Annotated in this window: 24 protein-coding genes; 11 read left to right on the forward strand and 13 right to left on the reverse strand. The window is 52.8% G+C overall.

Annotated elements, in window-relative coordinates:
• Positions 1–31 precede the first annotated feature (31 nt).
• Positions 32–649 carry a stage II sporulation protein R gene (locus R2K26_RS04905; RefSeq protein WP_316519034.1) on the reverse strand — a complete coding sequence of 206 codons (618 nt, stop codon included), beginning with the start codon at positions 647–649 and terminating at the stop codon, positions 32–34.
• A 156-nt stretch (positions 650–805) separates the two neighbouring features.
• Between R2K26_RS04905 and R2K26_RS04910 the strand changes: the two genes are divergently transcribed.
• The 3 genes from R2K26_RS04910 (at position 806) to R2K26_RS04920 (ending at position 3723) form a co-directional block, all read left to right on the forward strand.
• Positions 806–1735 (forward strand): nucleoside hydrolase, encoded by a 930-nt coding sequence (locus tag R2K26_RS04910; RefSeq protein WP_316519036.1) that lies wholly within the window; start codon positions 806–808, stop codon positions 1733–1735.
• Positions 1736–1835: 100 nt separating this feature from the next.
• The gene (locus R2K26_RS04915) at positions 1836–2423 is read left to right on the forward strand and encodes an ATP-binding protein (RefSeq protein WP_316519037.1); all 588 of its coding nucleotides are present in this window, start codon (positions 1836–1838) and stop codon (positions 2421–2423) included.
• 16 nt (positions 2424–2439) lie between these two features.
• Positions 2440–3723 carry an L-serine ammonia-lyase, iron-sulfur-dependent, subunit alpha gene (locus R2K26_RS04920; RefSeq protein WP_316519038.1) on the forward strand — a complete coding sequence of 428 codons (1284 nt, stop codon included), beginning with the start codon at positions 2440–2442 and terminating at the stop codon, positions 3721–3723.
• A 110-nt stretch (positions 3724–3833) separates the two neighbouring features.
• Here R2K26_RS04920 and R2K26_RS04925 read toward each other — a convergent pair whose 3' ends face one another.
• From R2K26_RS04925 to R2K26_RS04940, 4 genes are all read right to left on the reverse strand, one after another.
• Positions 3834–5435, reverse strand: coding sequence for an FAD-dependent protein (locus R2K26_RS04925; RefSeq protein WP_316519039.1), 1602 nt, complete (start codon positions 5433–5435; stop codon positions 3834–3836).
• Positions 5432–6709 (reverse strand): aminoacetone oxidase family FAD-binding enzyme, encoded by a 1278-nt coding sequence (locus R2K26_RS04930; protein ID WP_316519040.1) that lies wholly within the window; start codon positions 6707–6709, stop codon positions 5432–5434. Before R2K26_RS04930 ends, R2K26_RS04925 begins: the two co-directional genes overlap by 4 nt.
• A gap of 13 nt (positions 6710–6722) precedes the next feature.
• Positions 6723–7208: a COG2426 family protein gene (locus tag R2K26_RS04935; RefSeq protein WP_176820231.1), complete on the reverse strand. Its 486-nt coding sequence runs from the start codon at positions 7206–7208 to the stop codon at positions 6723–6725.
• Positions 7209–7339: 131 nt separating this feature from the next.
• Positions 7340–8167 (reverse strand): polysaccharide deacetylase family protein, encoded by an 828-nt coding sequence (locus R2K26_RS04940; protein ID WP_316519042.1) that lies wholly within the window; start codon positions 8165–8167, stop codon positions 7340–7342.
• Positions 8168–8373: 206 nt separating this feature from the next.
• Here R2K26_RS04940 and R2K26_RS04945 point away from each other — a divergent pair, with 206 nt between their 5' ends.
• Both R2K26_RS04945 and R2K26_RS04950 read left to right on the forward strand, forming a co-directional pair.
• Positions 8374–9072: a response regulator transcription factor gene (locus tag R2K26_RS04945; protein WP_176820263.1), complete on the forward strand. Its 699-nt coding sequence runs from the start codon at positions 8374–8376 to the stop codon at positions 9070–9072.
• A complete protein-coding gene (locus R2K26_RS04950; RefSeq protein ID WP_316519043.1) occupies positions 9053–11323 on the forward strand; it encodes an MFS domain-containing histidine kinase in 2271 nt (756 codons plus the stop codon). Before R2K26_RS04945 ends, R2K26_RS04950 begins: the two co-directional genes overlap by 20 nt.
• Positions 11324–11440: 117 nt before the next feature.
• Here R2K26_RS04950 and R2K26_RS04955 read toward each other — a convergent pair whose 3' ends face one another.
• From R2K26_RS04955 to R2K26_RS04970, 4 genes are all read right to left on the reverse strand, one after another.
• Positions 11441–12721: a PLP-dependent transferase gene (locus R2K26_RS04955; protein ID WP_316519044.1), complete on the reverse strand. Its 1281-nt coding sequence runs from the start codon at positions 12719–12721 to the stop codon at positions 11441–11443.
• A gap of 46 nt (positions 12722–12767) precedes the next feature.
• Positions 12768–13262 (reverse strand): hypothetical protein, encoded by a 495-nt coding sequence (locus R2K26_RS04960; protein WP_316519045.1) that lies wholly within the window; start codon positions 13260–13262, stop codon positions 12768–12770.
• Between the two features lie 65 nt (positions 13263–13327).
• Positions 13328–13891 (reverse strand): dipicolinate synthase subunit B, encoded by a 564-nt coding sequence (locus R2K26_RS04965; RefSeq protein WP_316519334.1) that lies wholly within the window; start codon positions 13889–13891, stop codon positions 13328–13330.
• Positions 13892–13899: 8 nt separating this feature from the next.
• The gene (locus R2K26_RS04970) at positions 13900–14754 is read right to left on the reverse strand and encodes a dipicolinate synthase subunit DpsA (protein ID WP_316519046.1); all 855 of its coding nucleotides are present in this window, start codon (positions 14752–14754) and stop codon (positions 13900–13902) included.
• A gap of 259 nt (positions 14755–15013) precedes the next feature.
• Here R2K26_RS04970 and murC point away from each other — a divergent pair, with 259 nt between their 5' ends.
• Together murC and R2K26_RS04980 are read left to right on the forward strand one after the other, a co-directional pair.
• Positions 15014–16417: a UDP-N-acetylmuramate--L-alanine ligase gene (gene murC, locus R2K26_RS04975; protein ID WP_176820236.1), complete on the forward strand. Its 1404-nt coding sequence runs from the start codon at positions 15014–15016 to the stop codon at positions 16415–16417.
• 47 nt (positions 16418–16464) lie between these two features.
• Positions 16465–17238: a Cof-type HAD-IIB family hydrolase gene (locus R2K26_RS04980; protein WP_316519047.1), complete on the forward strand. Its 774-nt coding sequence runs from the start codon at positions 16465–16467 to the stop codon at positions 17236–17238.
• Between the two features lie 69 nt (positions 17239–17307).
• Here R2K26_RS04980 and R2K26_RS04985 read toward each other — a convergent pair whose 3' ends face one another.
• The 3 genes from R2K26_RS04985 to R2K26_RS04995 are packed head-to-tail and all read right to left on the reverse strand — an operon-like array spanning position 17308 to position 20518.
• On the reverse strand, positions 17308–17520 hold the full coding sequence (locus tag R2K26_RS04985) for a hypothetical protein (RefSeq protein WP_316519048.1): 213 nt from the start codon (positions 17518–17520) through the stop codon (positions 17308–17310).
• A 12-nt stretch (positions 17521–17532) separates the two neighbouring features.
• Entirely contained in the window at positions 17533–18387 is an 855-nt protein-coding gene (gene rsmA, locus R2K26_RS04990; protein ID WP_316519049.1) for a 16S rRNA (adenine(1518)-N(6)/adenine(1519)-N(6))-dimethyltransferase RsmA, read from the reverse strand.
• A 16-nt stretch (positions 18388–18403) separates the two neighbouring features.
• Positions 18404–20518 carry a hypothetical protein gene (locus tag R2K26_RS04995; protein ID WP_316519050.1) on the reverse strand — a complete coding sequence of 705 codons (2115 nt, stop codon included), beginning with the start codon at positions 20516–20518 and terminating at the stop codon, positions 18404–18406.
• 287 nt (positions 20519–20805) lie between these two features.
• On the opposite strand from R2K26_RS04995, the gene R2K26_RS05000 reads away from it, so the two are divergent.
• The 3 genes from R2K26_RS05000 (at position 20806) to R2K26_RS05010 (ending at position 24165) form a co-directional block, all read left to right on the forward strand.
• Positions 20806–21294, forward strand: coding sequence for a deaminase (locus R2K26_RS05000; RefSeq protein ID WP_308448499.1), 489 nt, complete (start codon positions 20806–20808; stop codon positions 21292–21294).
• A 58-nt stretch (positions 21295–21352) separates the two neighbouring features.
• Entirely contained in the window at positions 21353–22843 is a 1491-nt protein-coding gene (gene abc-f / locus R2K26_RS05005; RefSeq protein ID WP_316519051.1) for a ribosomal protection-like ABC-F family protein, read from the forward strand.
• Between the two features lie 89 nt (positions 22844–22932).
• Entirely contained in the window at positions 22933–24165 is a 1233-nt protein-coding gene (locus R2K26_RS05010) for an acyltransferase (protein ID WP_316519052.1), read from the forward strand.
• A gap of 70 nt (positions 24166–24235) precedes the next feature.
• Here R2K26_RS05010 and R2K26_RS05015 read toward each other — a convergent pair whose 3' ends face one another.
• Positions 24236–24943, reverse strand: a complete 708-nt coding sequence (locus R2K26_RS05015; RefSeq protein WP_316519053.1) for a histidine phosphatase family protein — start codon at positions 24941–24943, stop codon at positions 24236–24238.
• A 161-nt stretch (positions 24944–25104) separates the two neighbouring features.
• Between R2K26_RS05015 and R2K26_RS05020 the strand changes: the two genes are divergently transcribed.
• The gene (locus tag R2K26_RS05020) at positions 25105–25773 is read left to right on the forward strand and encodes a helix-turn-helix domain-containing protein (RefSeq protein WP_176820244.1); all 669 of its coding nucleotides are present in this window, start codon (positions 25105–25107) and stop codon (positions 25771–25773) included.
• The last annotated feature ends 29 nt before the right edge of the window (positions 25774–25802 follow it).

Raw genomic sequence — 25802 nt, forward strand, 5'->3', positions numbered from 1 at the left:
TTATATTGCTCTTATTTTAGCACATGTGCGCTCACGCGTCAAAGAGTTCGCGGAGACGTGAGAAAATTTCCGCCACCTTGAATTTGACTTCGTAGCTTTCCGGTTCACGCACGAGTGTATCGGTATCATCAGGCAGGTTGGATAGGTCGCTTGCACCGGGCATGCACAGCGCCGGAAATACGACGCACCACCAGTTTTTGCCCTCGGCCTTGCCGAGCGAAATGCGCAGTGTGCGGTAGCGCCCGGCGGGCAGCTTGAAGCTCTCGTAGGTGCGGGTCGGAAAGTACATTTCGCAAATTTCCGCTTTGGCGCAGTACGGGAGGTTTTCGGCTTTCAAAACGGAATTCGCTGCCGCTTCAAGGCTTTCAAGGTGCGTGCAGAGCGCTGTGACGGCAGTGTCAAAATCTTCCGCATCGCCGTACCACTGCTCGGCTTCCCGCAGCACGGCATCACGCACGCGGAGCTTTACGGCTTGATCCGCTTCGTCGTTCGAGTTTGCGATGACATGCAGCCGCACGATGTTCTCTTCCAGCGCGGCACACTGGGCGGAGAAGCCCGCTAAATTTAGAAGCGCTGTTAAGATCAGCCCGCACGCCATCGCGCGCAGAAGAAGCGTTCTGCTATACAGTGTTTTGATTTTACGCATCATAGATTTATCCTCCCTGAAATTTGCGTCGTTTCCAAAATTTCATTTAATTTTTTGTATAAAATATGGGCAGAAAATTTGCGGTTTATACTTTTCGCAAAGCTAAATTTCCGCTATACTATATAATAATCTATGAGCATCAAAACGGGAGGAACTTTTATGAACTGGACAGTACCGAACACCGAAAGCCTTTTACGCCGCCTAACGAAACCGAAAGGTAAGATTGACGTGGTTTTGGACACCGATACGTATAACGAGTTAGATGACCAATTTGCGCTTTCGTATATGATAAAAAACAGCGATAAGCTAAACGTAAAAGCGCTGTATGCCGCGCCGTTTTTGAATGATAAATCCGTATCGCCAAAGGACGGCATGGAAAAAAGCTATGACGAAATTCTAAAGCTGCTGACGCTTTTAAAACGCGAGGATTTAAAAGCCGTCACGTTTAAGGGCTCGGAAACATATCTCACGGACGAGGACAAGCCCGTGCTTTCGCCTGCGGCGGAGGACCTCGCAAAGCGCGCGATGGATTATACGCCTGAAAAGCCGCTGTATGTCGTCGCGATCGGCGCGATCACGAATGTGGCTTCCGCCTTGCTTTTGAAGCCGGAAATTCGCGACCGCATTGTCCTTGTATGGCTCGGCGGCAACGCGCTGCACTGGCCGGATAACCGCGAGTTCAACATGTATCAGGATGTTGCGGCGGGGCGCATTGTTTTCGGATGCGGTGCGGCGCTTGTACAACTGCCGTGCGCAGGCGTGGTCTCCGGCTTCACCGTGAGCGAGCCGGAGTTCAAAGACTACTTTCTCGGCAAAAACGAGCTGTGCGATTATTTGGCACACTATGCCATTGAAGAAGGTCGGCGCTGGGCGCAGGCGGAAACGTGGTCGCGCGTGATCTGGGACGTAACGGCGGTGGCGTGGCTTTTGGACGGCGAGTTCATGGACGACACGCTTCTGCACAGCCCTATTCCTCAGTATGACGACACATGGACGCCTTCGAACACGCGGCATTTTATGCGCTATGTGTACAATATCCACCGCGATGTTTTACTCAAGGACCTTGTGCAAAAATTGACGGAAAAGTAAAATTTTCGTGCAATTTCGGCTTTTACGTGCTATACTTAATTTTACAGTAAACAGAATACGCACCTTTTCCCTTATTTTGATCCGAAAGGTTGGTTGTCTCATGAAAAAGCTGATTCTTGTGACCTCACCGCCTGCGTGCGGCAAAACCCGGCTTTCCAAACGCCTGTGTACGGCGCTGGATCATGTTGTTTATTTGGACAAGGACACGCTGATCCCACTTTCCAAGCAAATTTTCAAAGTGGCGGGCGAACCGTATGACCGCAGCTCTGCGTTTTTTGAAGCGAACATCCGCGACTACGAGTACGAGACGATCTTGGACCTTGCGTTTGAGGCGCTGCGTTATGCGAACACCGTGCTCATCAACGCGCCGTTCACGCGGGAAATTCGCGACACGGCGTACATTCAGAATTTGCGCGCGAAGCTCGGTGAATATGGCGCAAAGCTGTGCGTTATTTGGATCGTGACCGACCCCGCTGTATGCAAGGCGCGCATGATGAGGCGCTCTTCCGACCGCGACACGTGGAAAATGGAACACTGGGACGAGTACATAAAAGGCGTGAATTTTGATATTCCCGAAAATCTGCGTATACCGGACGACCCAGAAAGTCTTTTGCTGTACTACAATTCGACCGACGACCTTGCGGACGCTTCATTTGCCCGCATTTTACCGATGCTGAATCAAAACTGATTTTAGGAGCCTACTCATGCAGAAAACCGATACCCTGTATACCGCATACGTTGAAGTTTTAAAAGAAGAATTACTGCCCGCCATGGGCTGCACAGAACCGATTGCCATTGCCTATGCGGCGGCAGCGGCACGGCGCATTTTAAACGAGCTGCCGTGTGAAGTCTGCGTCACGGCGAGCGGCAATATCATCAAAAACGTGAAAAGCGTTTTTGTGCCGAACACCGGTGGTCTGCGCGGCATCCCTGCGGCGGCTGCGGCGGGGATCATAGCAGGACATGACGAGCTTTTATTGGAGGTTATCTCAAAGGCGACCGAAGCAGAGCAGGCGGAGATTAAGGCTTATATGGAGCACACGCCGATCACCGTGAAGCTTTCGGATTCTCCCTATATTTTCGACATTGACATTACGGTGAAAAGTGAGCATCACACGGCAAACGTGCGTATTGTGGGGCACCACACGAATATTGTGCATACGGAAAAAGACGGCGAAATATTGCTCGATACCTGTGCCGACACTCCGGCGGAAAGCACGGACAGCGGCATTTGCGACCGCAGTTTGTTTTCGGTGAAGACGATTCTGGAGTTCATTGAGTGTGCAGAGCTTTGCGATATTGAAACGCCCGTAAAACGGCAGATTGACTACAACACACGCATTGCGAAAGAAGGTTTATCGGGCAGTTGGGGCGCGAACATCGGCAAGGTATTGCTCGAAACCTACGGCGATGATGTGAAAATCCGCGCCAGGGCCATGGCGGCTGCGGGCAGCGACGCGCGCATGAACGGCTGCTCCCTGCCGGTCGTCATCGTTTCCGGCAGCGGCAACCAGGGAATGACAGCTTCTCTGCCCGTTGTGGAGTATGCAAAAGAATTGAACGTCGGCTATGAAAAAATGATTCGCGCGGTGGCGCTCTCCGACCTCGTGACGATCCACCTGAAGTCCGGCATCGGACGGCTTTCCGCGTACTGCGGTGCCGTGAGCGCAGGCTGCGGCTGCGGCGCGGGTATTGCGTACTTATACGGCGGCGGACTGAAAGAAATCGAGCACACAATCGTCAACTCCATTGCTATTGATTCCGGGATGGTATGCGACGGCGCAAAAGCCTCGTGCGCGGCGAAAATTGCATCTGCTGTGGATGCCGGCATTTTGGGCTACCACATGTACAAAAACGGGCAGCAGTTCCGCGCGGGTGATGGCCTTGTCACGAAGGGCGTTGAGGAGACGATACGCAACATCGGCATACTGGCCCGCGAAGGTATGCGCGAGACCGACCGCGAGATTTTGCATATCATGTGCGATTAAATGTGATAAACAAAGAGACATTTCTCTGTAGTTTTACAGGGAAACGTCTCTGTTCATTTTACATAAAGCGCTCCGGCAGACGAAAACAGTCCGCTGGGGCGCTTGGTATGTTATAGACTTTGCTTCAAGATTTCTTCTGCACAGCGCAGACCGTCTACGGCGGCGCTGGTGATGCCGCCGGCGTAACCTGCGCCCTCTCCGCACGGAAACAGACCGCGCACCGTGGGGCACTCGCGCGTCTCGTTTCGGAGGATGCGCACGGGTGAAGAGCTTCGGGTCTCGGGAGCGGTCAATAAAGCGTCCGGGTCGTCAAAGCCCCTCAGCCGCCTGCCCATGCGGCGGATGCCCTCCGCCATGGAATCGCAGATATAATCGGGCAGCACAGCCCTTAAATCGCCGGGCACAACTCCGGGCCGATAGGTCGACTGCACGCTGCCGTTCAGCGCAGTCGTTGCGCGGTTTTCAAGCAGGTCGCCAACGCGCTGGCACGGGGCACTGTATGCTCCCCCGCCCGCTTCAAATGCGGCGCGCTCGATTTTACGCTGAAACTCAATGCCGGCAAGCGGATGCGCGGAACCGAAATCCTCCGGCGTGATGCCGACAAGCAGCGCGGCATTGCTGTTTTGACCGTCGCGGGCGTATTCGCTCATGCCGTTTGTCACGACGCTACCCGTTTCGGATGCCGCACCGACGACGTAGCCGCCCGGGCACATGCAGAATGTGTACACGCCGCGGCCGTTTTCAAGGTGAACGTTGAGTTTGTAGTCCGCCGCGCCGAGTGCGGGGTCGCCTGCAAAATCGCCGTACTGTGCGCGATCTATCGTCTCTGCGCGGTGCTCGATGCGCGCGCCGACGGAAAACGGCTTCGGCTCCATAGGTACACAGCTTTTTTCAAACAGCATTTTAAATGTATCGCGCGCACTATGGCCGATAGCGAGAATGACGTGTGCGGTCTCGATCGTCTCATTCACACCGTTTGTCTCGGCAACAACCCCGCAAACAGCATTGCTTTTGACGAGCAGATCGGTCATCTGCGTGTTGAAGCGCACTTCGCCGCCGAGAGACTTAATCTCCTCGCGAATGGCGCGGACGGTTTGCGGCAGCTTGTCCGTGCCAACGTGTGGCTTTGCGTCAAATAGAATGTCTTCGGGTGCGCCGTGCTCACAGAGCGTTTGCAATACGAAGAAAATACGCTCATCTTTCGTGCCTGTATTGAGTTTGCCGTCCGAAAACGTGCCTGCGCCGCCCTCGCCGAACTGCACGTTGCAGCTTGGATTCAGCTTGCGCGTTTGCCAGAAGGTATTCACTGCCGCTTGGCGTTCTTCTACGGAGCCGCCGCGCTCTAAGATGATCGGGCGCAGGCCGGCGCGTGCGAGCAATAAGCCTGCGAACATGCCCGCCGGGCCAAAACCCACAACAATCGGACGCTGCGACAATGTACCGTGCGGCGGTATTGCATAGGTTCTTTTCGGCGCTTTTGTGACGTGGCTGTCGCGCACGCGGGAAAGCAGCTTGTCTTCGTTGCCGTCCGTTTCCACATCCACGGTAACGACAAAGCGCACGTCCTGCTTTTTTCTGGCATCGACAGAGCGCTTGACAAGTGCCAGTTTTTGGAGCTTCTGCGCATCGGTACGCAGTTTTTTGGCGGCTGCGCGGCGCAAAGCTTCGTCCGTATAGTGAAGCGGCATGGAAATGTCGCTGATGCGTATCATCGTTTTTCCTCCTTCAGGCAGCGATAGGCTGCGCTTTTTCCGGCTGTGATGCCGCTTGCCCACGCAAAATGCAGGTTGTAGCCGCCGCAATCGCCGTGGATATTCAGCATCTCGCCCGCAAGGTAAAGCCCCGGGGCTTTTTTAGATGCCATCGTGTGCGGGTCGAGCTCCGTAAGCGGCACGCCGCCCGCCGTGACCTGCGCCGCAGAAAAATCTTTCGTGCCGGTGATGTCCAACCTCCAGCCTTTAAGGAGAAAAGCAAGCTTTTTAAGCTGTGGTGCTTTGATTTTTACCGCCGGTTCGCTTTGCGCGATGCCCGCCGCGCCGACGAGCATATAGCCGAGACGCATATTGAGTAGGCCGGAGAGCAGATCGCCCGCTGCACGTGCGGGATACAATTTTGTCATCTCAAGGAGATAATCAAGCACGTCCTGATAGGCCATGTTCGGTAAAAGATCGAGCTGTACGGCAAGTGAAGCATATTTCTTATTACGGATTGTGCCGAGCGCATAGAACTCGCCGGCATATATGGAAAGGCCGAACACGCAGATGCCGGAGATGCCGGTATCCGTAAACTGCACCTCGCCGCTTTCTTCATAGACGGGTTTATTGTCCGCCAAAAGCACGGCGTTTGCAGGGGCGCGTGTGCCAGAGAGCGTTTTCCACTGCTTTGCGCGCACGGTAAGCTGCGTTAAAGACGGGTACAGCTTTGTCACCGTGTGGCCGAGCTGCTTTGCGAGCGTGTAGCCCTCGCCGCAGGAATGGCGCGGAGATGCCGCACCACCGCACGTCAAAATGCACTGCTTTGTGAAAAGCTGCGTGTCGTCCGTACAGATGAGCGTAAATCCGTTTTTGACTTTATCGATTTTTGAGACGGTGTGTTCTTCCGAAAACGATACGCCGTATTTTTCGGCATCCCACCGCAAAGCGGAGAGTACGGCCGCTGCCTGCTGATTCTGCGGGTATACCCTGCCCTCGCTGTCCGACTTGGTGACGAGCCCCATTTCGCGGAACACGGCACAAATAGCTTCGGGCGTGTATTCCTGCAGGAGGTCTTGAATTGCCGTAACATCGCCGTGGTAATGCGCGGGCGAAACGTTTAAATTTGTTAAATTGCAGCGGCCGTTGCCGGTGGCGAGCAGCTTTCTGCCAAGCTTTGCGTTGCCCTCCAAAACAAGAACAGAACCGCGTTTTTTCAAAACATGTGCGGCGGCACACGACGCCATAAGCCCCGCTGCACCGCCGCCGATGATGATAATGTCTTTTGTTTCCATTTAAACTTCCTTATTAAATGAACATGCCGAGCAGGCCGTAGGAGAAGATCGCCATTAAAATATCCGCGATGAGCGTGCCGCCGATGACGGAGAAAAGCGCGTCTTTAATGGGCATTTTCATCAGCGCCGCGGCAAGCGAACCCGTCCATGCGCCGGTGCCCGGCAGCGGAATGGCGACGAAGATGAGAAGGCCGAACGTCTTGTATTTTTCAATCTGCGCAAACTTGCTTCTGCCCTTGGCTTCCATGCGGTCAACAAGCTTTACAAAGCGCGTGTTGCGCATCCAGTCGAAAATCTTATTGATAAAGAGCAGAATGAACGGCGTCGGTAAAATGGTGCCGATGAAGCAGATCAGCATGGCAGGCAATAAATCTACGCCGAGCATTTTCGCCGCAACAAGACCGCCGCGCAGCTCGATGATGGGCATCATGGAGAGGATGAACACCGTAAGCTCACCCGGAATAATATTTCTGAAAAAATTGACAAGTGCTTCTACCATACTGAATTGTTCCTTTCATGATCCGTTCTTTTTCAAGTTTCTTAAAAGTTCCGCAAATAAGTATACTAAACGTCATGGTTTTTATTTTTCTTTTTAAGAATTATAGCTTACGTTTTGCTGACAAAACGTGCTCAAGATTTTTTCTGTGCGGCACAATAGGCTTCAAGGTCGCCGAACGAGTAGCCCGTTTCTTCCCATTTTGTAAGGAGCTCATCTAAGATTTCGGCGTTCGTGCTCGACGTGCTGTGCAGTAAAACGACCGCGCCGGGGTGAATGCGCGGTAGTAATTTAGAAAATGCCTGCTCGGGTGTGGGCTGGTCATCTACATACCAATCGACATAGGCAAGGCTCCAAAACACCGTGGAATACCCGAGCTGCTGCGCCATTTTGAGGTTTTCCTCACAGAATTTGCCCTGCGGCGGGCGGTAGAGCTTCGGCATTTCGCTGCCGAGAATGTCCCTGTACAGCGCTTCATTCTTTTGCAGCTCGGTCTGAAAGCTTTGGATATCGCCGATCTTCGACATATCCGGGTGCGAATACGTGTGGTTGCCTATGGTGTGGCCTTCCTCTGCCATGCGTTTTACAAGCTCCGGCTGCGTCTCAAAATAATTGCCGACGAGGAAGAACGTTGCCTTTACGCCGTGCTTTTTGAGCGCGTCCAGAATTTTCTCCGTGTTGCCGTTTTCAAAGCCGGCATCAAACGTGATGTAGATCTCTTTTTGGTTCGCGTCGCCGACATACAGCGCGTCGAAATTTCTTAAATACTCCTGCGAGGCATTTGCAACGGGCGGTGCGCCCTCGCTTTGAAAGCTCAAACCCCAATCGTTAATACCTGCGGCGGCCTCTGCCGCACCCAAACGGTTGACTGCGCGCAAAGCGCAAACCATACCGATACACAAGAGAATGATTGCCAAAACAACATAAAGCACCTGCTTTTTACCGAATATGTGCACTTTCATTCTGCGTTCCCCCTATTTCTTTTTATAAAGAGTATGTGCAGCCGCATAAAAAAGAACCGTGATAGCATTGCGAAGCACATGAAAATCCTGTACAATGATAAAAAGATGAATTGTAAGCTGATTGTAAGAATTCTATTCCCGATTTTGTAAGAGGTGTTCTGTATACTTTCAGCATGGAGTGAAAAGGAGGGCATTTTATGCCGGATATGAATAAGAAAACCATTTTGGTTGTGGATGACGACCACGAGATCGTGCGCGCCATTACCATTACGCTGGAGCGCGAGGGCTACCATGTGCTGAACGCTTACGACGGCTTGCAGGCGCTGGATTGCGTGACCTCCCGCGAAGTGCATCTGATCATCATCGACGTGATGATGCCGAAGCTGGACGGACTTTCCGCCGTGATGAAAATTCGCGAAAAGAAAAATCTGCCCATCATCATTCTTTCCGCAAAGGGCGAAGACAGCGACAAAATTCTTGGTCTTTCCATGGGCGCGGACGACTATATCTCGAAGCCGTTCAACCCGATGGAGCTTGTGGCGCGGGTGAAATCGCAGCTGCGCCGCTACACCGACCTCGGCGACATCAACACGCGCAGCGACAACGTGATCGTGAACGGGCGTTTGACGTTCAAGCTGGACGAGCACGTGCTGTATGCGGACGGCGAGCCTGTAAAACTGACGGCGACGGAAACGAAGATTGTGGAGCTTTTGATGAAGCACCCGGGCCGCATCTTCCCCGCCGAGGAAATTTACAGCCGCATCTGGAACGAACCCGCGTACTCGGCGGAAAACACCGTGATGGTGCACATCCGCAGAATTCGCGAGAAAATCGAGCTGAACCCAAGCGAGCCGGAATACTTGAAAGTGGTATGGGGGATCGGTTATGAAATTGAAAAGCACTAACCTTGCCCGCGGCGTTTTCGCCTGGTTCTGCTTTTTGCTGTGCGCGTTTTCTATTATTGCGGGTTTGATATTTGCCATATACTACGGGCGAAGCATTTTTGACGAGGGCAGCTATTTTTTTACCGAGATCGGACAAGCACTTTCGGGTGATCTGCGCGAAACGGATACGTATAAAGAAAATGCTTCCGCGCTGTTTGAGCGATTGTATTACAGTACGCAAGGAGATACCGCCGCGAATTCAAATGTGGCTGACGACGAAGATGCAGACGAAAACGCCGTAGCATCGAGCAGCTATCATTACTATGTTTCGCGTGACGAAACCGGCACAACGGTCTCCACGGTCTATGTGGAATCGATTTCTAAAGACGACCTCTATTCCGTAACAAGCTATGGCACAGACCCTGCCGGTAAAACGGTGACGAATGACTCGAACTGGGATGCGCAGACGCTGCCGGAGGGGTTCAATTACCTTTTCATCTGCGAAGAAGGTGTAGTCAGAATTTATCACAGCGATAAAGACGGTGTTTTAGACTGTGTTTTCAGCAGCGATACACCGGGTGCAGTTTATACAAATACGCTTTCGTATACACTGGAAGCATTGAGACAAAGCAACGTCCAATCGCCTAAAATCAGTTTTGCGGTGCGCACAGAGCCGACCTCTTACTACTCCTCGAACGAAATTGTCAGTGCAGCGCAGTCGCAAATGAAAACCATATATTTTTATATGGGATTGATTATGGCAGCAGTGATTATGTTCGTTCTGGTGCTGCTGTTCTCCATTTTGTTCCGGCAGGACAGAAAGCTGTTTGAGCGCTACATTGCACACGGACTCAAATGGATTTGGATAGAAATCAAAGTCATAGCCGTATTTGTATGGGCTTTTGTTGTGCTCAATATCATTTCGTATGGGTTTGACCTTGCAGGCACAGCTGTTACCCTGTTCTCCGTGTTCTTTGTGTTCTATTTGCTCGGCATCGATATTTCTCATAACCGGCGGATTTATCGGCACAACATCATTCATTCCGTTTTGAAGCTTGTGCTTGGCAACCGCGAAGGAAAAAAATTCGAGCAGATTGTTTACCGCAAATACATGGCGACTGCCGGTATTTTGGTGGGGCTTTGCATCGTAGGTATTTTAGGATATGTGTTCTTTTGCAGCCATTGGTTGATGGGTACGATTTGGTTTGTCGCGTTTTACGTCGGTCTGTTTTTCGCGGGTGTAGGTACGCTTGTATGGTTTGCGTGGGCACTGCGCGACGACCTGCGCGATTATGGCAAGCTGATGGAGCAGGTGGAGCAAATGTACAAGGGCGACCTTGACGCGATGAATCACCTGCCCGCTACTTCCCCGCTTTATGATTCCGCCATGCAGCTCAATATGATCCGTGACGGCATCCGCATCGCGGTGGAGGAAGGCATCAAATCCGAGCGCACGAAGGTGGAGCTTATCACGAATGTTTCGCACGACATCAAAACGCCGCTCACGTCCATCATCAGCTATATCGAACTGATGAAGACCGAGCCGGATCTGCCGCCGCACATGCAGGATTATTTGAAAATCGTCTCGCAGAAAGCAGACCGTCTGCGCCATATGCTGCAAGATATTTTCGATGTCTCTAAAGCCGCGACCGGCAACATTACGCTGATGCCGGAATACATCGGTCTCGATAAGCTTTTGCGGCAGACGCTCGGAGATATGGACGGCGTGATGAACGACAGCGAGCTGACGTGGCGCGTGCAGATCCCGCAGGAAGACTTCCCCGTTTATGCTGATGGGCAGCGCATGTACCGTGTGTTCCAGAACCTCATTAAGAACGCGGCACAATATGCGCTTGAGGGTTCGCGTGTCTACGTGGAGCTGCAAAAGCAGGGTCAAAACGCCGTTGTGACGATTCAGAATATCTCGAAGTACGAGCTTACCATGGACGGCGATTCGCTGACGGCCCGCTTTGTGCGCGGTGATGACAGCCGTTCCACTTCCGGCAGCGGCCTTGGCCTTTCTATTGCAAAAAGCTTCACGGAGGCCTGTGGCGGTACTTTTCACGTGACCGTAAAGGGCGACCTTTTTACCGTGATGATTACCCTGCCGCTCAAAGAGCCGCCGAAGGAGCCGGAAAAGGAACCGCTGCCCGAAACGGCAGACGCAGAAAACAAAGCAAACGAGCCGGAAACCAAGCCCACCGCGCTTCCCGAAGCTTCGAAACAGACAGAAAACACCGAATCCCCGGTTTCTTCTGAACCCGAAAATTGAAAAAGTTGAGTATATAAAACCGCCTGCAGGAAATTCATAGCCTGCGGGCGGTGCTACTTATGCGAAAGCACGGCGCAATTTTTTTTCTCGCGCCGTGCTTTTCGTCTTTATAAATGTTTATTTTGCCGCTTTCTCAAGCGCCTGCTTGATGTCATCGAGGATGTCTTCCGGGTTTTCGATGCCTACGGAGAGGCGGATGAGATCCGGGGAGACGCCGGCTTCCTTTAATTGCTCATCGGTCATCTGGCGGTGCGTGGTGCTGGCCGGGTGCAGCACGCAGGTGCGCAGGTCTGCGACGTGCGTGACGACGGAGGCAAGCTCCAAGCTGTCCATAAAGCGGGTAGCCGCTTCCCTGCCGCCCTTGATACCGAAGGAAATGACGCCGCAGGTGCCGTGCGGCATATATTTCACAGCGAGCTCGTGGTACGGGCTGCTCTCAAGACCCGGATAGTTGACCCACGCCACGCGGTCGTCCTGCTCGAGGAATTCGGCAATCTTCTGCGCGTTCGAGCAATGGCGCTCCATGCGCAGCGCGAGCGTTTCCATGCCGAGGTTGAGATAAAATGCGTTCATCGGGGCAGCCTGTGCGCCAATGTCACGCATCAGGTGGCAGCGTGCTTTTGCGATATACGCCGCCTTGCCGAAGTGCTCGGCATACACGATGCCGTGATAAGATTCATCCGGCTCTGTGAACTCCGGGAACTTGCCGTTGTTCCAATCGAAATTACCGCTGTCTACAATGGCGCCGCCGAGCTGCACCGCGTGACCGTCGAGGTACTTTGTAGTGGAGTGCGTGACGATGTCTACGCCGAACTCGAACGGACGGCAGTTGATGGGCGTCGGGAACGTGTTATCGACGATGCACGGTACGCCGTGCGCGTGTGCGGCGTTTGCAAACATTTCGAGGTCCGTCACGACGAGAGACGGGTTCGTAAGCGTTTCCGCAAACACGCAGCGGGTGTTCTCGCGGAATGCGGCGTTCAGCTCGTCCTCGGTGCAGTTCGGCGAAACAAATGTGCAGTCAATGCCCATTTCATGCAGGGTTTTGTAGAACAGGTTGAATGTGCCGCCGTATACGGCGCTGGAGCACACAACATGACCGCCTGCGTGGCAGATGTTCAGAACGGCCATCATAGTGGCTGCCTGGCCGGAGGACGTGACGAGCGCGCCTACGCCGCCCTCGAGTGCCGCAAGCTTCTTTTCCACAGCGTCGAGCGTCGGATTGCCGAGGCGCGTATAGAAAAAGCCGTCCGCTTTTAAATCGAACAGATCGCCCATTTCTTTGGAGCTGTCGTAGGTGTATGTGGTGCTTTGTACGATGGGCAGAACGCGCGGTTCACCGTTTCCGGGCGTATAGCCCGCGTGGATACACGTTGTATCCGGTCTGTACTGTTTCATTTGGACTTCCCCAATCTTTAATAATATCCTATTTTCGCGGCAGTGCTTACTTTGTGAAAAGCGCTTTTAAGAGATTTGCGATGAAATCCGAGCCGAGCACGACCAAAATGACGATTGCCATGAACGCGATGACGGAAAGCGACTGGATGAGCATACGCTTGCCGCGGGGCATATCGTCCTCTTCGGACGTTTTTTCCTGCGGCTGCTCTTCCCGCTCTTTGAGCATCAGCTCTTTGGCGCGTTCGAGGTCTTGGTATTCCACGTAAATATCCTTATCGGTCGGCAGATACTCCGGGTCGTACACGCTGGTGGAAAAGCCTCCTTTTACGGGGTGTATCGCATGGCGCACCGCGTTTTGCTCAAAAAGCAATGCGAGCTCTGCAGCTTCCCCCTCGCTGACCTTGAGGAAAAACACTTCGTCCTCGGGCTTTACGGGCCGCAGACCGCGGCTGCGCTTGCAATTCGGACAGGTTTGTGTGGAATCCTCGCAGATGCTTTTGCATTTCGTGCAGTAGAGCATAATAGCCTCCCATTTCGGCATTGCCGTTTCTGCTTTTCAGTATAGCACAGCTTTTTTACAAATTCAACTGCCTTTCGCGGCGCACTTCATCGCAAAACAGGCTGCAACTGTTCTCCGCGCACGGCGTTTGCAAGCGTTTCGGGAATTAGATCGAAATGTGCGACGAGAGAATTCGGCTTATTTATGGGGTCGTCCTGTCCGAGGGGCACAAAATAGATGTTTTTCGTGTTCATAAGCAGACCGATGTTTTTGCACGACGCACCGAGAGCATCGTTTGTGGCGAGGGACAGTACAACGGGCATGGAGACGCGCAGGGCGGATTTTACCGCCATCGTGACGGCTGTATCCGTTACGGCATTTGCAATCTTCGCAGCGGTGTTTCCCGTGCACGGCGCGACGAGCACGGCATCGGCAAGACGCTTCGGGCCGATGGGCTCCGCTTCTGCGATAGTGTGGATAATTTTTCGTCCGCAGATATTTTCTATGCGCTCGTGAAAGCTTTCCGCCGTGCCGAAGCGTGTATCGGTCGTGTACGCCGTTTCGCTCATCACGGGCAAAATATCCCAGTCTTTCTGCAGCAGAGCAAGCTGCGCGAGAGCTTTTTCAAATGTGCAGAACGAGCCGCACATGGCAAAGGCAAGCGTGGGCATGTCGATCACTACTCCTCCAAAATATTGTAGACCGCCTCTTTGATATACTCCGCCGCCGTCTTCGGCGCGACGCGGCCGGGCAGCGAGGGCGCGTCGATGACATGCAGGTGCAATTCTTCCGCACGCTTCAAATCGGTGCCGCCGGGTGCGGAGGCGAGCTCGATGATGAGCGTATCGCGCGTTTGCTGCATGAGCACAGGCGAAGTCAAAACCTTTGCGGGCACAGTGTTGAAAATGAGATCGAACCTTCTGCCGATCTCGCGGTACGTCAACGGCTGCACGCCGAACGCGCGCATTTGCATGAGATCGGCCTTTTTGCGCGCTGCGCAGAATACCTCTGCACCCATACCGCGCAGGATAATCGCCAGATTTTTCCCGATGCGCCCGAACCCCGTGATGAGACATTTTGCGCCGTTTATCGTGCCGGGGTATTCGCGAATCGCAATGCCGACCGCGCCCTCAGCCGTTGGAATCGCGTTGCCGACGGCAAGCTCTTCGCGGCGGTAGTAGTCTTCGGGCTCAATCTCACGCCACATGGAAGACGAAGCGGTCAGCCGCTGAAGCATGCCGCCGCACACCGTTTTGTGCATAAAAAGGCGCGCAAAATCGTCATCTAAACGAATTTCGTTTTCGGCATACGGCGCGTTTAAAAACAGACCGTCCTTTGTTGCGGGCAGCGGCAAAAGGATGACGGAGCTTTTCGCCGCGAGCTGCGGCAGGTCGCATTCTGCTGCGCCGCGGCAGGTGCCGAGCTTTTCCAAACCGCAGACACACACGGGATAACCGTCCGCCGCAATGGACTGCGCCAAATATTTCATGCGCTCATCGCCGCCGATGACGCCGAATGTATTGATCATGGGCATATTTCCCCCACCTTTCAAATTATCATCCGCTTCATTTTATGGAAACGGGCGGCTTTTGTGCGCCTTGAAAGACTTTTTTATACTTTTTTGAATTTGCTATTTATTTTTCTGCCCGTTGGCGGTATAATGTATGTGTATGGGTATGCGATTTCGGACGCATAGCTATGTTTTTGAGATATAACACAGTGTATTACATAATTTCAGATAATTTCGCAAAACAAGTTTTGCGTGAAGCCAATTCAGAAAGGACTCTTTCGTTATGACGAATCAGAATAATACGACCGATAAAAACGTTAACCTGCTCGATACCGTACGTCGTCTGCACTTTGTAGGCATCGGCGGTTCCGGTATGTGCCCTATGGCGGAGATTTTACACCACAAGGATTATATCATCACCGGCAGCGACATCAATGAATCCGACACGCTCGCGCGCATTCGCAGCTACGGCATCCCGGTGCACATGGGTCACCGCGCGGAGAACATCGGCGATGCGGAGGTCGTGGTGTACACGGCGGCTGCAAAGCAGGATAACCCGGAGCTTGTTGCGGCGCGTGCAAAGGGTATTCCGACGTTGGAGCGTTCCGTGATGCTCGGCCTTTTGACGAAGAAGTTTGCAAACCCCATTGCGGTTTCCGGCACGCACGGCAAAACGACGACGACCGGCATGCTCACGCAGATCTTGATTGAAGCCGGACGTGACCCGAGCGCCGTCATCGGCGGCAAGCTGCCGTTCATCAACGGCAACGGCAGAGTCGGCAAAAGTGCGGACATTGTTTGCGAAGCGTGTGAATATGTCGATACGTTCCTGCAGCTCCACCCCGCCATCAGCATCATCACAAATATCGATGCCGATCATCTCGACTATTTCGGCACGCTCGATAATATTGTGAAGTCGTTCCATCAGTTCTGCTTGCAGACCTCAAAGCGCATCATCGTCAATGCAGATAACGCCAACGCCATGCGCGCCGTAGAGGGCATTACGAATGCGGAGATCGTCACATTTGGCAGAACGGATAAAAGCGATTACTACGTGACGGAGCTCAACGAAGAAGATACGGTCTGCGAAGACTTTACCGTTATGTATAAGGGCGAGCGCGTTTGCCGCGTGAGCCTGCGCGTGCCGGGTGAGCACAACATGATGAACGCTTTGGCGGCTGCCGCTGCGGCACATGGCATGGGTGTGGACGGCGAGCACATCAAAAAGGCGCTTGAGGACTTCTCCGGCGTACACCGCCGCTTTGAGATTTTAGGCAAATTTGAAGGCGTGACCGTTGCCGACGACTTTGCCCACCACCCGACAGAGCTTTCCGCCGTGCTTTCCGCTGCCGTGCGCATGGGCTACCATGAGGTTTGGGCGGTATTCCAGCCGCACACTTATTCCCGTACTGCAATGCTACTGGATGATTTTGCAAAGGCGCTTTCCATCCCCCAGCATGTTGTGATGACGGAAATTCTCGCCGTGCGCGAGACGAACACGTATAACATTCACACAAGCGACCTTGCGGCGAAGATTCCCGGCAGCTGCTGGTTTGGCAGCTTTGAGGAGATTGCGGATTATGTGATGACGCACGCTAAGGAAAACGACCTCATTTTAACGCTTGGCGGCGGCGACATTTACAAGTGCGCAAATCTTATCGTAGAAAAATACAAAGAGAGAGCATAAATTTCTAAAAGGCTTTCCGCGCGAAAGCCTTTTCTTTTGGAGGTACCATGTCTTTTCGCGCCATTTTCTTTGACATTGACGGCACTTTGCTCGGGCGGGATAAACGTATGCCGCCTTCGACGCTGCATGCACTAAAAAAGGCGCGTGAAAATGGCGTTTTGTTATTCGTTGCAACGGGTCGTGTGACGCCAATGACGTATTTCCTGCGTGATTATTTTGATTTTGACGGCTTTGCCGCGATGACAGGGCAATATTGCTTCGATAAAAACGGCAAGGTTTTACATACGCTGGCGATCGACCCGGAAGACATTCGCCTTTTGATGCAGCTGCAAAAAGAGGAGCCTTTCCCCTGCCTGATCGCCGAGGGGCGCGAGTGCTTTGCCGCAACTCCGGCAAAGCAGATCGACGAGAACTTTTACAGACATAATTTGCCCGCGCCTCCCCTCTATGACATGTCGCGCATTGGTAAACACGAGGTGTATCAGCTGATGCTGTATGACCCGGAAATCTATGCTTCGCGCATTTTGCCTTTAAAGCATATTAAGTATACGCACACAGTTTCCTATTGCTACGATGTTATTCATGAGAACGGTGGCAAGCAAATCGGCATTCCGGCAATGGCGGCGCATTACGGGATAAGAAACGATGAAATTCTCGTGTTCGGCGACGGCCCGAACGACGTGGACATGCTGCGCGATGTCGGCTTCGGTGTTGCGATGGGCAACGGTTGTGCAAAAGCCAAGGCGGCTGCAAATTATGTGACAACGGATGTGGACGACGACGGCATTTACCGCGCCTTGAAAGAGCTCGGCGTTATTTAAACTATAAACAGAAAGCCCCGCAAAACCGATTGGTTCGGTAATTGCGGGGCTTTTGCTATGCGGAAAATTTTATCGTTTGTATTTCGGTGCGGCGGCGCGGAGCGTGTGCCAAAGGAGCGCAGCGGCAATGATGGCGGCACTTACGGCAGCGCCGATGGAAAGGCTTTTGTAGCCGATCGGCCCTGTGACCATGGAGACGAGCACGGCAACGGCGGCGATGCACAGCAAAATGATATATGCGGCTTTATCCATATGCTCGAGTACATTTTTGTTCATGTTCATAAAAGCATCTCCTTAATCGGCAAGCTGATTGACAACAGCGGCAAACTCCGGCAGCGTGAGTGCTTCGGCGCGGGAATTTGCCCGAACCCCGGCTTGCTCAAATGCGTCTGTCACTTGCTGCTTCGACATATGCAGTGTGTTGGAAATGGAATTGACGGCCGTTTTGCGGCGCTGTGCGAACGCAGCGCGAATAACGCGGAAGAAAAGCACTTCGTCATGCACGTCCACGGGCGGTTCTTTTCGAATACGCAGCTGAATGACGGCGGAATCCACATTCGGTGCGGGCATAAAGCTGCCGCGGCTGACCTCGAACAAAATTTCCGGTTCGGCGTAATACTGCACGGCCGCACTGACAGCGCCGCACTCGCGCGTGCCGGGCTGTGCACACAAACGCTCTGCCGCTTCTTTTTGTACCATAACCGTGATGCTCGTGATGGGCAAACGATCTTCCAAAAGCTTCATGATGACCGGCGACGTGATGTAATATGGCAGGTTCGCACACACAGCGACCTCTTCCCCGTTAAATTCTTCTTCGATGACGCGGTGCAGGTCGATCTTCATCACGTCGTCGTTGATAACCTTCACGTTATCGCAGTCGGCAAGCGTTTCGTCTAAAACGGGCAACAGGCGTTTATCAAGCTCGATGGTGACGACTTTTTTTGAGACCTGCGAAAGCTCGTAGGTCAAAACGCCGATGCCGGGGCCGACCTCAATGGCGCCTGCGCAGTCTGCCGCGCCACTCATCTCAGCCATGCGCGGGCAGACGGAGGGATTGATGAGAAAGTTCTGACCGAGCGCCTTGGAAAAGCTGAAGCCGTTCTTTTCCATGACGGCTCGAATGGTGGATATATCGGAAAGTCTTTGCATAAGGGTATCCTTTCGACTAAAATGTCACTTTATAGATCTGCACGCCGTTTTCGTCAAAGACACACGGGAACAGCGCTTTGATCTCCGCTTCGTTCACGGTGAAGTTATTGCGCTCGTAAGCGGAGACCAGAATGTAATCAATGCTGTATTTTTCAAAGAGCGCACAGTTTGCCTGCGGTGCGGAGAACATACTTTGCATGTCCGTTTCGCGCTCGGTGTAATCGAGCCCGTGAAAATACACGTAGCTTGTGGAACCGCAGACGATGTTTCTGCCCGTCAGCGCCGCGATCTCGTTGTTATGGCGCATATCGGTGAGCACGGTGTCTTCCGGCTCGGTGTTCTCATAAATGTACTCCGCTGCTTTGAGCTGACTGTCGCCGTATAAGCAATAGCCCGCAATGCTCTCTCTGCCGATGGTCAGCACCGCAGAAAGCATACATAGTACGAGCGCACCGACAGCCAATGCGCGGCGGCCCGGTAGTGTGCGCAGGCGGCGGTAAATTTCGACCATATACGAAGCGACTGCGCCGCAGACGAGAAAATACGCGGCGTAAAGCAGCTTGTTGTTATCATAGGTATTCGGCTGAAACACGACAAACTCGCAAATGAACCAAATGACGGCTGCGGGAGCGCAGACCGTGAACCGGCGCTGATCTGCCGTGAAAAATGCAGGCAGGAACAACAGCGCCGTGACGCCGAGATTCACAAGATAGAACCACAAATAGCCGTCCTGCAAATTGCCCCAGTTGTACCACCCACGCATGAAGCTGTCTCCGCTCGCCTGCGAGAATGTCCACGTGAAAAGCTGCGGTGCGGCAAGCAGCAGTGTGATGAGCAGGAATACGCCCCACGTTTTTACAAGCTGTATGCCGAAACCCTTGCGGATCGCCATGATGAGCAGTGCGAGCACAAACAAAACAAACGCTGCGGCACAAACCAAAACCAGATACAAAAACACGGATGATTCGCGCGAGATGAGCTTCGGCGTGACGAACTGCGCGCCGAACGCGAGCAACATCAAAACGAGTGCAGCGACTTTTGCGGTAAACTGCACATGAGCACTGCTGCCCCGGAACACGCTGCGGCACAGTGCAAAGCAAAGCCACACGCCGCAAATGAGTCCGAACGCGAGGAACGAATGCGTATGAATCATGACAAGTCCGCCTGCAAAAACACCGGCAATGATGAAATACCGCTCGCAGTGCTCATAAACGGCGCGGTACAGCACGTATAAAAGCGGGAATAAAACCGCCCAGCCGAACAGCGTTGCGCGCTGCGGGATGAGCATATCCACAATGACGTTCACCCAGCGGATATTTTGGTTGACAAGATTCGTGGGTGTCTCATAAAACGATGTGAAAATGCGGGTAAAATTATCTGTTCCGTTTTGCAGATTCGGGAAGAAATACGCAAAGCCGAAGCCGCCGTTTAAAAAAAACAAAATCTCCGCCAACGCGGTCTTCGCTTTATCACGCAGCCAGCGTTGCCAGAAAAGATGTGCGCCGAAAAACACCTGCGCCCCGGCAAAAAGCATCGGCAGCACATACGCAAAGCGCAGCGGCGCACCGAGCAAATATAGACTTGAAGAAATGCTGTCCGACAAGAACGGATACGAAAGCTTCACGCCCGGCAAAATGGAATACATGGGCGGAAATGTCTTCTGCTCCGCGATACTCGTGATGAACCCGAGGTGCATGCTCATGTCGCCGTAGGTGCATTGGCTCGACCAGATCTCGCCGTTTTGGTAACGGAAGCTGTGCAGCACCAAAAACACGAACAGCAACCACAAGACGAGCGGCAAAAGCAGTGTGCGTTCTGCACGGCAGAAGGCTTTGTGTTTGCCGGAAAAATCATTCGGAAGCAGCTTCGGACGCTTTAAGAACACAGCGCCAACCGTCAGCATAAGCAGTGAGATGAGCGCCAAAACATGCGCTGTGATGCTGAACGAAAACAGGAATGCCCACAACGACGGCAGCCACATTAAAAGCACGCTGCCCGCGGCGCTGCCGAGAATCATTTGTGTATATCGCCGCTCTTTATTTAAAAAGCATGCGGCAAGTGTTACGCCGCACAGCTGAAACGTCAGAAAATACAGCAGCGCCACCGCGCCGCCCAAAAAATTGCCGCCCATAAACAGCTCCTGAATTTGTTCTTTAATATAATATATTGTACCATTTTGGCGACGGGATGTAAAGACGGCAGAAAAGGTTTTATTGCGGGCGCTTACGCGCTTTTTCACAAAACACCCGGAAACGGGGTTGAAGTTCAAAATGCAATGTGTTACAATGTATTTTAATAATTATGGTGTCTCCCCTGCGGTTTTGCGCAAAAGCGAACGATGATACGCAGTCGTATATGTGTAGTTTCCGATTGCGGAGTGCCTGAATGCAAAGTGAGGTGTTCTTCGTGGAGAATGATATCCATCGGAGAGATAAAACGAACTACTATCTGGATCTGGCTGAGACCGTTTCCCAGCGCTGCACATGCCTTCGACGTCACTACGGCGCTGTGATCGTAAAAAATGATGAAGTGATCTCCACCGGCTATGTCGGTGCGCCGCGTGGCAGAAAAAACTGCACGGATATCGGCAAATGCGTGCGCGTGGAAAGAAATATTCCCCGCGGTGAACGCTATGAGCTGTGCCGTAGCGTACATGCGGAAGCAAACGCCATCATCAGCGCCCCGCGCGATAAGATGATCGACGCCACGCTGTATCTTGTCGGCAAGGAGGTCTCTACCGGCGACTATGTGAAAAACGCCGTATGTTGCTCCATGTGCAAGCGCATGGTCATCAACGCAGGCATTGCACGGGTCATCGTGCGCGATGACCACGATCGGTTCAGAGAGATAGATGTTCAGGATTGGATCATAAACGACGAATCCATCGAAGGTGTATTCGGCTATTGAGCCTTACCCCGTTACCGCGTATCCGGCATAAGGCTCGGAAAGAATACGGTGAACATTTATGTCTTTAATACAGGTGTCAAACCTGACCTTCGGCTATGAAGGCAGCTTTGATAACGTCTTTGAAAACGCGTCTTTTTCCATAGATACAAACTGGCGGTGCGGCTTTATCGGGCGCAACGGCAGAGGCAAAACGACGTTTTTAAATCTGCTGCTCGGAAAATACGCGTACAGCGGCACCATTTCCGCTTCGGTCAACTTTGAGTATTTCCCGTTTGAGGTGGAAAATCCGGACGATACGCCGCTTGAGATTGCGGAGAGCATCATGCCGGACTTTGAGATGTGGCGGCTAACGCGTGAGCTCAACTTACTCGACGCCGACCCGGGACTGCTTTACCGCCCCTACTCGACGTTAAGCTACGGCGAGCGTACGAAGGTACTGCTGTCGATTTTATTTATCCGCGAAAACAGCTTTCTGCTCATCGACGAGCCGACGAACCACCTCGATATCGAAGCGCGCGGCACACTGGCTCAGTATTTGAAGTCGAAAAAAGGGTTCATCCTTGTCAGCCACGACCGTGCGTTTCTGGACGAAGTCATCGACCATGTGCTTTCCATTAACCGCGCGGACATCACGGTGATGCGCGGCAACTTTACGACGTGGCAGCAGGAGAAAGACCGCGAGGATCAATTTGAGTTACAACAAAACGAGAAACTCAAAAAGGATGTGAAGCGGCTGGAGGCGGCTGCCCGCCGCAGCGCGGAATGGTCAAACCGTGCGGAAGACCGCAAGATCGGTTTCAAACCGGAGCGCACGGAAAAGGCCCTTGACCGTCGTGCCTACGAGGGTGAAAAAAGCCGTAAGATGATGAAGCGTGCAAAGAGCATTGAATCCCGCCGCAACGATGCACTGGAAGAAAAAAGCGCGCTGCTGAAAAACATTGAATCGGCCGATACGAAATTGCAGATTGCGACGCTGCGCCACCCGAAAGACCTTTTGGTAGAGGCAAACGACCTTTCCGTTGATTACGGTGACGGCCCCATCTTTCCTCCGCTGCGCTTTGAGATCCGCCGCGGCGACCGTGCGGCATTGCAGGGCAAAAACGGCTGCGGTAAATCGAGCATCATAAAGCTATTGTGCGGTGAAGATGTTCCCCATACCGGCACGCTGAAAACCGCAAGCGGGCTTGTGGTCTCGTATATCCCGCAAAGCGCGGAGGGACTTTTCGGCACACTGCGCGACTATGCAGAGCATTGCGGCATTGACGAAAGCCTTTTTAAATCGATCTTGCGCAAGCTGGAATTTCAGCGCACACAGTTTGAAAAGCGCATGGAGGATTTTTCCGAGGGACAAAAGAAAAAAGTGCTCATTGCGCGGAGCCTCTGCGAAAAGGCACATTTGCTTGTGTGGGACGAACCGCTGAACTTCATCGATGTTATTTCCCGCATGCAGCTTGAAACGCTCTTAAAAGAGTGTGTGCCCACAGTCATTTTTGTGGAGCACGACCGCCGCTTTGTGGAAAATGTGGCAACAAAGATCATTCGGTTATAATTGCGGTTTAAAACCTGAACAAGGCGCGTCGTGCAGGGCTGCGGCGCGCTTTTGTTATAAAAATCAGGGGCTATGAAAGAGAGAAATCTATGAAGCAAAGAAGCGACTATATTGGCATATTGGACGGCATACGCGCGTATTCCATTTTGATCGTTGCCGGGTTTCATTTGTGGCAGCAATCCTGGCTGCAAAATCTGTTTCCAAGCAATTTACTACAATTTATGGGCGTGCGGAATTTCAGCTTAAACTGGGTGCCGCGCACGGGCTACATGTTTGTAGACGTGATGCTGCTGATTTCGGGATTCTGCCTCTTTTTGCCCTATGCGCGGCAAATGACCGACCCGCTTGCGCCGGAGCCGGATAACCTGCGCACATTCTTTAAAAAGCGTGCGGCGCGCATTTTGCCATCGTATTATTTGTGCTTGCTTCTCTACCTCATTTTCTGGGTGCGGCTTTCGGATTACGTGAATATCAAGCAATACTTGCAGGATATTTTTGCGCATCTGACGTTTACGCAGACGTTTTGGCCGGAAAGCTACATCGGCACAAAATTTCCGACAGCACTGTGGACACTCGGCGTGGAAATGCAGTTCTATCTCGTCTTCCCTTTGCTCGCGCGCGTGTTCCGTCGCTTCCCGCTTGTGTGCTGGGCGGTGCTTTCCGTTTTGGCGCAGGTGTATATCGTGCTTTTTGCACATCTGCCGCAAGGCAACGCAGAAAGCCTGCGCATCAACCAGTTCCCGGCGTTTTTGGGTGTATATGCAAACGGTATGCTGTGTGCGATCTTCTTCTGCCGCCTGCGGATATGGCGCGAGCGCGAATGGAAGAAAAACCGTATTTTACCGCTTGCGGCGCTGATGCTGCTTCTGTTCAGCGGTGCTGCCATTGTGTGTATGTTAAATGACGGGCTGAGCCGTGCGGCAATCATCCAGCGCTGGCAGGTGGATTACCGCTTTCTGTTTTCTGCGATGGTCTGCGTTTTCATTTTGCTTTTGGATGCTGCACCGAAAGGCGTGCAATGGCTGTTTTCAAACCGCATAGCTGCTTTTTTGTCGGCGGTCTCCTATAATTTCTATATCTGGCACAGCACGGTGCTTTTAAAGCTGAAAGCGTGGCGCATTCCACATTACCCGGATGCCCCGGAGGGCGCTGCCGCGTGGCCGCAATCCGCAGGCGGCGAGCCGTGGCACTTTGCTTGGCAGGTGAAGTACACGGTGCTGTTTTGGGCGTGTGCGCTCCTTTTGGCGGCGTTTTTCACCTATCTTATCGAAAAACCGACAGCAAAACAGCTGCTCAGAAAGAAGAAAATCACCCGTACATAGAAACAGACCGCCACGGCGTATTTCACGCATTCGGCGGTCTGTCTTCATATTCTGTCCGGGTTACGGAAAACTATTCCGTTTTGCCGTCTTCTTTCTGCCCGTAAGCGCGGTCGGCGGCTTCTCTCGCAATATCGATGACACTGTATTCGCACTTTTCGCCCTGTTCGATGATAGGCAGCATTTGGTAGACCTCTGCCGCCATGCCGTGCCCCCAAAGCATGGGGTCGATACGCATGGAGTAGCCGTGGCCGTTTTCGCACATCCAGTCGGTCATTTTGGCGCGCGGCAAGCCGTAAGCCGCTAAGATCGTCATGATGACGCCGCCGTGTGTGACGAGCACGGCACTCTCATCTCCCGTCATCATCATGTTTTTAACGAGCATCTCAAAGCCCGCACAGACACGCTGCATAAATACGATACTGCTTTCGCCGTTCGGCGGGGCCTCGTGCTGACCACCGTTCATCCAGGCGACGAACTTCGGGTCGTTTTTCAATTCTTCGGCCTTTTTATTTTCCCAATCACCGAAGTCGCACTCGGCAAGCTCTAAAATAACTTCCGGGTCGGCGGTGGGATATAAGACCTTCAGCGTATCGACACAGCGCACGCACGGGCTGGCGTAGTACTTTTTTGCTTCGGGATAAATGCCCTTACGTTTCAGTTCCAAAAGTGCCTGAATGCCCTCCTGCGCAAGCGGAGACTGCGTGCGGCCGATGTAACGGCCCTCCAAGTTGCCCTCACATATGCCGTGGCGGATCAAATGAATGGTGTAAGATTTCATGCGGTTTTCCTTTCCGGGACGGTAAAACGCTGCCGTTGCGTCCCTTTCACCAAAAATTCGCGGGAAAACCCGCAAAAAAGGTTCGTTTATCTGTTTACTTCTCGGATAATTTCGTTTATAATTTACAGAGTGTTATTTTTGACTCAGGTGGTGAAACTTTTGTGAACAGTGATTTTCCGCGCATTCTGACACTGCTGCGCAAGGAGCAGGGTATCAGCCAGAAAAAGGCTGCCGCAGACCTTGGCATCTCGCAGGCGCTGCTCTCTCATTACGAAAAAGGCATACGTGAATGCGGTTTGGACTTCATTGTGCGCACGGCGGATTATTACGGGGTCTCCTGTGATTATCTGCTGGGCAAAACACCGCACCGGCAGGGCGAAAAGCTGCATGTGCCGGAAACGGAGGAGGAAGACACGCACGATGGTCTCCCCAACGTGAGCCGAAAAATAATATCGAACTCCTTACATATTGTATTTGGTATTCTGAAAAAAATCAATAGCAAATCTTTAACAAAAGAGATCACGCTGTATTTGAGCGGCGCTGTGTATAACGCGTTCCGCATGCTGTATACGGCGAACCCGAAAAATCCCTCGGCTCTTTTTGAAACGAAGGACGGACTGAGTGAGGCGCTGACCGACGGCCGTATGCAGCTGGCGCGTGCCAAAAGCCGCGTGATGCTGCTCGGCGAAAAAGTGTCGGACGACGAGGCCGTTAAAAAAGACGACCTGCCACAGCTTTCCGGCGAGATGCTCTCGGCGGAATATCCCGATTGGGCGCCCTCGCTTTTTGCATTGATCGAGAATACCGAAAACGAACACAAGGAAAACTAAGTAAACCAACTGCAAAAAGGAGGCAAACT

The sequence above is a fragment of the Neglectibacter sp. CSJ-5 genome (assembly GCF_032490475.1).
GTDB lineage: Bacteria > Bacillota > Clostridia > Oscillospirales > Acutalibacteraceae > Hominenteromicrobium > Hominenteromicrobium mulieris.

Excerpts from the sequence above, each read along its gene's own strand:
- R2K26_RS04905 (WP_316519034.1), bottom strand. The coding sequence starts at position 649 with ATGATGCGTAAAATCAAAACACTGTATAGCAGAACGCTTCTTCTGCGC.
- R2K26_RS04910 (WP_316519036.1), top strand. The coding sequence starts at position 806 with ATGAACTGGACAGTACCGAACACCGAAAGCCTTTTACGCCGCCTAACG.
- R2K26_RS04915 (WP_316519037.1), top strand. The coding sequence starts at position 1,836 with ATGAAAAAGCTGATTCTTGTGACCTCACCGCCTGCGTGCGGCAAAACC.
- R2K26_RS04920 (WP_316519038.1), top strand. The coding sequence starts at position 2,440 with ATGCAGAAAACCGATACCCTGTATACCGCATACGTTGAAGTTTTAAAA.
- R2K26_RS04925 (WP_316519039.1), bottom strand. The coding sequence starts at position 5,435 with ATGATACGCATCAGCGACATTTCCATGCCGCTTCACTATACGGACGAA.
- R2K26_RS04930 (WP_316519040.1), bottom strand. The coding sequence starts at position 6,709 with ATGGAAACAAAAGACATTATCATCATCGGCGGCGGTGCAGCGGGGCTT.
- R2K26_RS04935 (WP_176820231.1), bottom strand. The coding sequence starts at position 7,208 with ATGGTAGAAGCACTTGTCAATTTTTTCAGAAATATTATTCCGGGTGAG.
- R2K26_RS04940 (WP_316519042.1), bottom strand. The coding sequence starts at position 8,167 with ATGAAAGTGCACATATTCGGTAAAAAGCAGGTGCTTTATGTTGTTTTG.
- R2K26_RS04945 (WP_176820263.1), top strand. The coding sequence starts at position 8,374 with ATGAATAAGAAAACCATTTTGGTTGTGGATGACGACCACGAGATCGTG.
- R2K26_RS04950 (WP_316519043.1), top strand. The coding sequence starts at position 9,053 with ATGAAATTGAAAAGCACTAACCTTGCCCGCGGCGTTTTCGCCTGGTTC.
- R2K26_RS04955 (WP_316519044.1), bottom strand. The coding sequence starts at position 12,721 with ATGAAACAGTACAGACCGGATACAACGTGTATCCACGCGGGCTATACG.
- R2K26_RS04960 (WP_316519045.1), bottom strand. The coding sequence starts at position 13,262 with ATGCCGAAATGGGAGGCTATTATGCTCTACTGCACGAAATGCAAAAGC.
- R2K26_RS04965 (WP_316519334.1), bottom strand. The coding sequence starts at position 13,891 with ATGCCCACGCTTGCCTTTGCCATGTGCGGCTCGTTCTGCACATTTGAA.
- R2K26_RS04970 (WP_316519046.1), bottom strand. The coding sequence starts at position 14,754 with ATGCCCATGATCAATACATTCGGCGTCATCGGCGGCGATGAGCGCATG.
- murC (WP_176820236.1), top strand. The coding sequence starts at position 15,014 with ATGACGAATCAGAATAATACGACCGATAAAAACGTTAACCTGCTCGAT.
- R2K26_RS04980 (WP_316519047.1), top strand. The coding sequence starts at position 16,465 with ATGTCTTTTCGCGCCATTTTCTTTGACATTGACGGCACTTTGCTCGGG.
- R2K26_RS04985 (WP_316519048.1), bottom strand. The coding sequence starts at position 17,520 with ATGAACATGAACAAAAATGTACTCGAGCATATGGATAAAGCCGCATAT.
- rsmA (WP_316519049.1), bottom strand. The coding sequence starts at position 18,387 with ATGCAAAGACTTTCCGATATATCCACCATTCGAGCCGTCATGGAAAAG.
- R2K26_RS04995 (WP_316519050.1), bottom strand. The coding sequence starts at position 20,518 with ATGGGCGGCAATTTTTTGGGCGGCGCGGTGGCGCTGCTGTATTTTCTG.
- abc-f (WP_316519051.1), top strand. The coding sequence starts at position 21,353 with ATGTCTTTAATACAGGTGTCAAACCTGACCTTCGGCTATGAAGGCAGC.
- R2K26_RS05010 (WP_316519052.1), top strand. The coding sequence starts at position 22,933 with ATGAAGCAAAGAAGCGACTATATTGGCATATTGGACGGCATACGCGCG.
- R2K26_RS05015 (WP_316519053.1), bottom strand. The coding sequence starts at position 24,943 with ATGAAATCTTACACCATTCATTTGATCCGCCACGGCATATGTGAGGGC.